8 protein-coding genes are annotated in these 6,368 nt (G+C 69.9%); 6 read left to right on the top strand and 2 right to left on the bottom strand.

Annotated elements, in window-relative coordinates; all coding sequences use genetic code 11:
* From AC1DWT_RS35110 to AC1DWT_RS35085, 6 genes are all read left to right on the top strand, one after another.
* Positions 1 to 719: class I adenylate-forming enzyme family protein (locus tag AC1DWT_RS35110; protein ID WP_477924163.1), on the top strand; the 719-nt coding region annotated here is incomplete at its 5' end.
* Positions 716 to 1,777 carry an MBL fold metallo-hydrolase gene (locus AC1DWT_RS35105; protein ID WP_206013232.1) on the top strand — a complete coding sequence of 354 codons (1,062 nt, stop codon included), beginning with the start codon at positions 716 to 718 and terminating at the stop codon, positions 1,775 to 1,777. The genes AC1DWT_RS35110 and AC1DWT_RS35105, both read left to right, overlap by 4 nt.
* Positions 1,774 to 2,535 (top strand): crotonase/enoyl-CoA hydratase family protein, encoded by a 762-nt coding sequence (locus AC1DWT_RS35100; RefSeq protein WP_072947196.1) that lies wholly within the window; start codon positions 1,774 to 1,776, stop codon positions 2,533 to 2,535. Before AC1DWT_RS35105 ends, AC1DWT_RS35100 begins: the two co-directional genes overlap by 4 nt.
* Positions 2,536 to 2,582: 47 nt before the next feature.
* On the top strand, positions 2,583 to 3,470 hold the full coding sequence (locus AC1DWT_RS35095; RefSeq protein ID WP_072947197.1) for a LysR family transcriptional regulator: 888 nt from the start codon (positions 2,583 to 2,585) through the stop codon (positions 3,468 to 3,470).
* 4 nt (positions 3,471 to 3,474) lie between these two features.
* A complete protein-coding gene (locus AC1DWT_RS35090) occupies positions 3,475 to 4,353 on the top strand; it encodes a LysR family transcriptional regulator (RefSeq protein WP_072947198.1) in 879 nt (292 codons plus the stop codon).
* Between the two features lie 144 nt (positions 4,354 to 4,497).
* Positions 4,498 to 5,325, top strand: coding sequence for an enoyl-CoA hydratase/isomerase family protein (locus tag AC1DWT_RS35085; RefSeq protein ID WP_095862424.1), 828 nt, complete (start codon positions 4,498 to 4,500; stop codon positions 5,323 to 5,325).
* A gap of 6 nt (positions 5,326 to 5,331) precedes the next feature.
* Here the strand turns inward: AC1DWT_RS35085 and AC1DWT_RS35080 are convergent, their stop codons facing one another.
* Complete coding sequence (locus AC1DWT_RS35080) at positions 5,332 to 5,964, bottom strand: Dabb family protein (RefSeq protein ID WP_206013234.1); 633 nt, start codon at positions 5,962 to 5,964, stop codon at positions 5,332 to 5,334.
* Positions 5,957 to 6,310, bottom strand: coding sequence for a hypothetical protein (locus tag AC1DWT_RS35075; RefSeq protein WP_206013235.1), 354 nt, complete (start codon positions 6,308 to 6,310; stop codon positions 5,957 to 5,959). Before AC1DWT_RS35075 ends, AC1DWT_RS35080 begins: the two co-directional genes overlap by 8 nt.
* Between the last annotated feature and the right edge of the window lie 58 nt (positions 6,311 to 6,368).

The raw sequence follows: 6,368 nt of genomic DNA, 5'->3' as shown, positions 1-6,368 counted from the left end.
GTTCGGCGCCGATCACCACCACGCTGCTCCGGCGGGCGATCGATCGCCTCGGCTGCGGATTCGTGCAGCGTTACGGCATGACGGAGACGACGGGCTCGGTCACCGCACTCGCCGCCCGGGACCACAACCCGTCCGGGGACCGCGCGCACCTGCTGCGGTCGGCAGGCAGGCCCATGCCCGGTGTCGAGGTCGAGATCCGGGACGTGGTGACCGGCGCCCGGCTCCCGGCGGGCGAATCCGGGGAAATCGTGTGCCGCTCACGCAACAACGTCGAGGGCTACTGGAAACGGCCGGACGAGACAGCGAACCTTCTCACCCACGACGGTTTCCTGCGCACCGGCGACGCCGGGCACATCGACGCGGAGGGCTATCTGTTCGTCACCGACCGGGTGAAGGACATGATCATCACCGGAGGCGAGAACGTGTACCCGATCGAGGTCGAAACGGTGCTCGCCGAGCACCCGGCGGTGGCCGAAGTCGCGGTGGTCGGTGTGCCGCACCGGACCTGGGGTGAGTCCGTGACGGCGGTCGTCCGGCTCGCCGACCCGTCGGACGCACCGGACGAGCAGGACCTGATCGCGTTCACCGCCACCCGGCTCGCGTCGTACAAGAAGCCGCGCGAGATCGTCTACGTCGCCGAACTTCCGCGGGGCGCGAGCGGCAAGGTCCTCAAACGCGCCCTACGCGAAGGACTCCGCGACACGGAGGTGCCGTCGTGATCGTCACCGAGGACGTCGGTACCGTCCAGCGTGAGGCCTGGGCCCGCGGCGTGCTCCCACCCGTCGAGCAGGTGCGCCCCGGATTGTGGTCGATCCCGGTGCCGATGCCACGAAACCCGTTGCGGTACGTCCTGATCTACGCGCTCACGATCCCCGACGGTCTCGCGCTGATCGACGTCGGCTGGGATTCCGAGGAGTCGTGGCGGGCGCTCGTCGACGGGATCGCGCAGACCGGGCACCACGTCACCGACGTCCGGTACGCCGCCGTCACCCACCTGCATCCCGACCATTTCGGCCTCGCACCCCGGCTGCGGGAGGTCAGCGGGGCGGCACTCGCGATGCACGGCGCGGATGCCGCACTGCTCGGCCACCGTTCGGCGGCGGACACCACCGCCGACGAACACACGTGGAACACCCAGCTCAACCAGCTCGGGGCACCCACCGGCATCCTCGCCGCCGCCCGCGTCGACCTCGTCCGGCTGGGGCCGGGCGAGTCCATGGACGTCGTACTCGGCGACGGCACTCCCCTGGGCCTGCCCGGCTGGGATCTGCGGGCAGTCTGGACACCCGGGCACACGCCCGGTCATCTGACGTTCGTCGACGACACCCACGGGCTCATGTTCAGCGGCGACCACATGCTGCCCCGCATCAGTCCCAACATCTCCACCGTCCCCGGCGAACTGGAGAATCCGCTGCACCGGTACCTGCTGTCGCTGCACGCCACCACCTCGATGCCCGACAGTGAGGTGCTGCCCGCGCACGAGTACCGGTTCCGGGGGATCGCCGAGCGTGCCAGGCAGCTGATGGGTCATCACGAGGAACGCTTCACCGAGATCGTCGCCGCTCTGGCCGTGTGGCCCGAATCGACGGCGTGGGAGATCTCGCAACACATTTCGTGGTCGCGGCCGTTCGACTCCATGTCCGACCGCCTGCTCCGCCTCGCGGTCCGCGAAACCCACGCCCACCTGCTCGTTCTCGCCGACCGCGGAAGCATCCGCTCGCTCGGCGGCCGCCCCGAACGCTGGACCCCTACCTCCCGTAAGGAAGACACCCCATGAGTGTGGTTCTCACCGAATTCGCCGACGGCGTCGCCGTCATCACCCTGAACCGCCCGGAGGCGAAGAACGCCGTCGACCTCGAGGTCGCGAAGGCGCTCGCCGCCGCGATCGACGAATTCGAGGCGCGGCCCGACCTGACCATCGCGATCCTCACCGGCGCCGGGGGAACGTTCTGCGCGGGCATGGATCTGAAGGCGTTCAGCCGCGGCGAACGGCCGTCGCTGCCCGGCCGCGGATTCGGCGGACTCACCGAGGCCCCGCCGACGAAACCGCTGATCGCCGCCGTCGAAGGATGGGCGCTCGCCGGCGGCTGCGAGTTGGCCCTGTCGGCCGACCTGATCGTCGCGGCCCGCGACGCCAAGTTCGGCATCCCCGAGGTCAAGCGGGGGCTCGCCGCGGCCGCCGGCGGTCTGCTGCGACTGCCGAAGGTGCTGCCCTATCCGATCGCGATGGAGATGGCGATCACCGGCGATCCCCTCACCGCCGAGGTCGCGCACGCGCACGGACTCGTCAACCGGCTCACCGAGCCCGGGCAGGCGCTCGACACCGCCCGCGACCTGGCGGCCCGGGTCGCCGCCAACGGTCCCCTCGCCGTCCGGGCCACCAAGCAGGTACTCGCGATGTCGGCCGCCTACACCGACCCCGACGCGTTCGCCGGGCAACGCCGCTTCCTCGATCCGGTGTTCACCTCCGAGGACGCCCAGGAGGGTGCGCGTGCGTTCGCGGAGAAGCGCCCGCCGGTGTGGCGTGGCCGATAGCCGCATGACCGGCACGGCCCGCGTCACAGCTTCCGTACGATGACGGCGTGGACCTGCATCTCGTCACCTACTTCGTCGCGGTAGTCGATCACGGCGGGATCACCAGGGCCGCGCAGTCCCTCTACATCTCGCAACCGTCCCTTTCGCAGGCGATCCGCACACTCGAACGCCGCCTCGGTGTCACCCTGTTCGACCGCACCGGGCGACGTCTCGAGCTGACCGAGGACGGCCGCACGCTCGACGTCGCCGCCCGGCGCATCCTCGCCGACGTCGAGCGGGCCAAGGCCAAGGTCGCTGCGGTGCGCGAACTCGTATCCGGCCGCGTCGACGTCGTCACGTACGCGGCGTTCTCGATCGATCCGATCGTCGACCTGGTGCGCCGGTTCCGTGAGCAGTACCCCCGGGTGACGGTCCGCGTCATCGACGCCGACGGCCCCACCGGCGTCCTCGGTGCCCTGCGCCGCGGCGAGGCCGAACTCGGGGTGATCGATTTGTCCGTCGACCACAGTGCACTGCACTCGGTCCCCATCGGCGATCAGGAACTGGTACTGGCCCTGCCGAACGCCCTCGCCGACACTCTCCCCGATCCGGTGCCCCGCTCGGCGGTCCGGGACATTCCCCTGATTCAGGATCTCGGGGACAAGAGCGACGCGGCCCTGATCACGGATCTGGTGGGTGATCCCGCGAACGTGGTCGTCGACTGCACCCACCCGGGCGCCACGTGGGAACTGGTGATGCGCGGCGCGGGGGCCACGGTCCTGCCCCGCCTGGTCGCCGAGGAACAATTGCGCGGGGTCGCGATCCGGTCGATGACGCCGAAACTGACCCGGCCCGTCGGACTCGTCCAGCGGTCCGGCCCGGGATCACCGGCAGCCTCGGCGTTCGTCTCGATCGCGCAGGCCACCCAGGCCACGGGCACCCGAGAGGGGAACTGACCGCATGGAGTTGCGTCAGGTCGAGTACTTCCTCGCCGTCGTGGAACACGAAGGCATCAACGGGGCCGCCGCGTCGCTCGGCGTCGCACAACCCACCATCTCGCAGGCACTGCGCGGGCTCGAGCGGGAACTGGGCGTGCAATTGTTCCACCGCATCGGCCGCGGCATGGTGCTCAGCGCCGCAGGCCGCAGTTTGGTCGGGCCGAGCAGGCAGATCCTGCGCGACGTCACCGCCGTCGAAGACCTCCTCGCCACCTCCGACGGGGCACTGGCCGGCCGGCTCGATGTCATGGCGTTTCCGGCGCTGGCGATCGGTCCCCTCGTCGACCTCGTCACCGAATTCCGGCGAACCCACCCAAATGTGCTGGTGCGCTTGGGTGAATTGAAAGACGAGGCCCAGGCAGCCTCGCTGATCGAGGACGGGCACTGCGAATTCGTGGTGGCCCACCTCCCGCTCGACGACGCCCGGCTGGACGTCCTCGAACTCGGCGAACAGGAGTACTGGCTCGTATACCCGCCGGGCACCGACCTGCCGGAGGGCCCGGTTCCGCTCGCCGACCTCCCCGACGTCCCGATGGTGTTCGTTCCCCGCGGCCACTCCGTCGCGGACGAGATCGAGGAATCGATCCGCCACGCCGGGGCACGACCGCACCTCGCGGCGCTGTCCGATCACCGCGAGGCGCGGCTTCCCCTGGTACTCGCCGGGATCGGCGGGACCCTGCTGGAACGGTCGATCGCGGAGGCGGCCCGGGACCGCGCCGTGGTCCGCCGGGCGGAGCCGACGTTTGCCCGCACCTTCGGGATCGCGTTCGACCCCGACATGCTCTCCCCCGTCGGGCACGCGTTCGTCGAACTGGTGCGGGCGCACACCTCGAAGACCTGAACACAGCTCATAGGTTTCGCCTCATCCTGTGTGTCCCAGAACGACATTGCGATGGAACGTTTCCGGTGATCGACTGACCGGGAGCGGCACGGCGCCGGCCAACCCGGGCGTCGCCGAGAACCGCGCCCACGTCTGGAGCCGCGCATGAGCATCGAATCCCTCCCCTCCACCGCAGGGGCCGCATCCGCAGAATCCGACGTCCTGGTCGGCCGGGACGGCGCGGTCGCGACGATCACGCTGAACCGGCCCACGCGGCGTAATGCGATGACCCTCGACTCGTGGATCGCCTTGCGCGAGACGCTCGCCGAACTCGCCCTCGACGACGCCACCCGCGTCGTGATCCTCACCGGTGCGGGCAGCGACTTCTGCACCGGCGCAGACCTCGACAAGCGCGCCCCGATGCACCCGCTGACCCGGATGCGGCAGATCAACGCGACGGCGCTCGCGGTCGCGGAGTTCCCCAAACCGCTGATCGCGAAGGTGCGCGGCTACGCCGTCGGAGCCGGCTGGAACCTGGCGCTGCTGTGCGATCTGCTCATCGCCTCGCGCGACGCACAGTTCAGCCAGATCTTCGCCAAACGCGGCCTGTCGGTGGATTTCGGAGGCTCCTGGCTCCTGCCGCGCATGGTGGGACTGCACCGCGCGAAGCGCTTGGTCATGCTCGCCGAGATGCTCGACGCCGAGCAGGCGGACGCGCTGGGACTGGTCAGCGAACTCGTCGAACCGGAAAAACTGGATGCCACGGTCGCCCGGTTCGCCGCCGGCCTCGCGGCGTCGCCGACCGTGGCCGTCATGCAGTCGGCGCGACTGATCGAGGACGGCACGACGTCGTCGCTGCGGGACGCACTCGAGAACGAGTCCCGTTCGCAGGCGGTCAACTTCGCGACCGACGCACCGGCCGCATTGCGCGCCTTCGTGGAAAAGCGTCCCCCCTCCTTCAGCGGGGAATGGCAGGTGCCGCAACCGTCGTAGGAACCGCTAGATGATCGCACCGTCGATCGTGCAGAAGCTGTGGCACAGCCGGGTGACGATCCGCGGCCCGCGTTCGGGATCGAACCACCGATCGATGTGCGCCCAGTGGTAGGGGTGCGTCATGTACGGCCCGGACAGTCCGTCGAGGTCGGCGTACTCCTGCTCCCAGACGTGGGTCCACCGCGCGGCGCCGGCCGACTCGTGCACCCGGCTCAGCTGCGAGGTCCCGATGGTGCGGATGTAGTCCGGCATCGCCCGCGTCTCGGATTCGAACTGCTGCACCACCGCCGGGTCGGCGGAATTTTCGACCGAGACGAGGAGCGTCCGGTACACGGCCGGCTCGAAAGCGCGTGGGGCGGGAGTGGGAACGCCCGTGTAGCCGACGCTGTCGACGTGCCCGATCTCGGGGACGGACAGCTGTGCGGCGATATCGGGTTCGACGGCGCGCCAGTCGGATTCGTCGTCGAAGTGAAGGTGCGCGATCACGTCGCCGCCGTTGATGCCGCCGGGCAGGGTCGGTGCCACGAGGACACGCCGGGCCCGGGAGGCCGCTACGTCCTGCAGCCTGCCTGCCACCGACGCAGCGGCGCTGCCGTCCGAGTCCGCGCCGAGGTGAATCAGCTTGGTCACCTTAAACATCGGTCGCGACCTCCACGTCCGCGGGCGAGCAGGACACCGTGCGTCGCCGGGTGGTGAGAAGCTCGTCGGCGTCCTCCCACCAGCGGAGCACCTCCGCGTCGTGGCGCGCGAGGAGGCTCTGATGCCACCAGGCGCGAGCGCCGCGCACGGTCCAGCTGACACTGACGGTGTTGGACTGGTCCTCGAGCCACACCGGCGGGGAGACGAGCACGCGATCGAGGGTCAGGCCGCGCGCAATCGCGCCGGGCGCATAGCGTTCCAGGTAAGCGTCGAGAAACGCGCGCGCCCGACCGGGCGACACCACCATCTCGTCGACGACGTACACGATCGGCTCGGCCGAAACCATCAGCGCTCCCTCCTTCCCGCTACCAGGACGGTAGGGGACGAAGGGAGCGCGTCACAGG

This window comes from Rhodococcus sp. P4_B6 (assembly GCF_056402215.1).
The sequence above is the reverse complement of the archived record's forward strand: the minus strand, read 5'-3'. Positions and strand labels throughout refer to the sequence as shown.

What these genes read in the sequence shown, in the direction of transcription:
- AC1DWT_RS35100 (WP_072947196.1), top strand. Translation starts at nt 1,774, where the DNA reads ATGAGTGTGGTTCTCACCGAATTCGCCGACGGCGTCGCCGTCATCACC.
- AC1DWT_RS35090 (WP_072947198.1), top strand. Translation starts at nt 3,475, where the DNA reads ATGGAGTTGCGTCAGGTCGAGTACTTCCTCGCCGTCGTGGAACACGAA.
- AC1DWT_RS35085 (WP_095862424.1), top strand. Translation starts at nt 4,498, where the DNA reads ATGAGCATCGAATCCCTCCCCTCCACCGCAGGGGCCGCATCCGCAGAA.
- AC1DWT_RS35080 (WP_206013234.1), bottom strand. Translation starts at nt 5,964, where the DNA reads ATGTTTAAGGTGACCAAGCTGATTCACCTCGGCGCGGACTCGGACGGC.
- AC1DWT_RS35075 (WP_206013235.1), bottom strand. Translation starts at nt 6,310, where the DNA reads ATGGTTTCGGCCGAGCCGATCGTGTACGTCGTCGACGAGATGGTGGTG.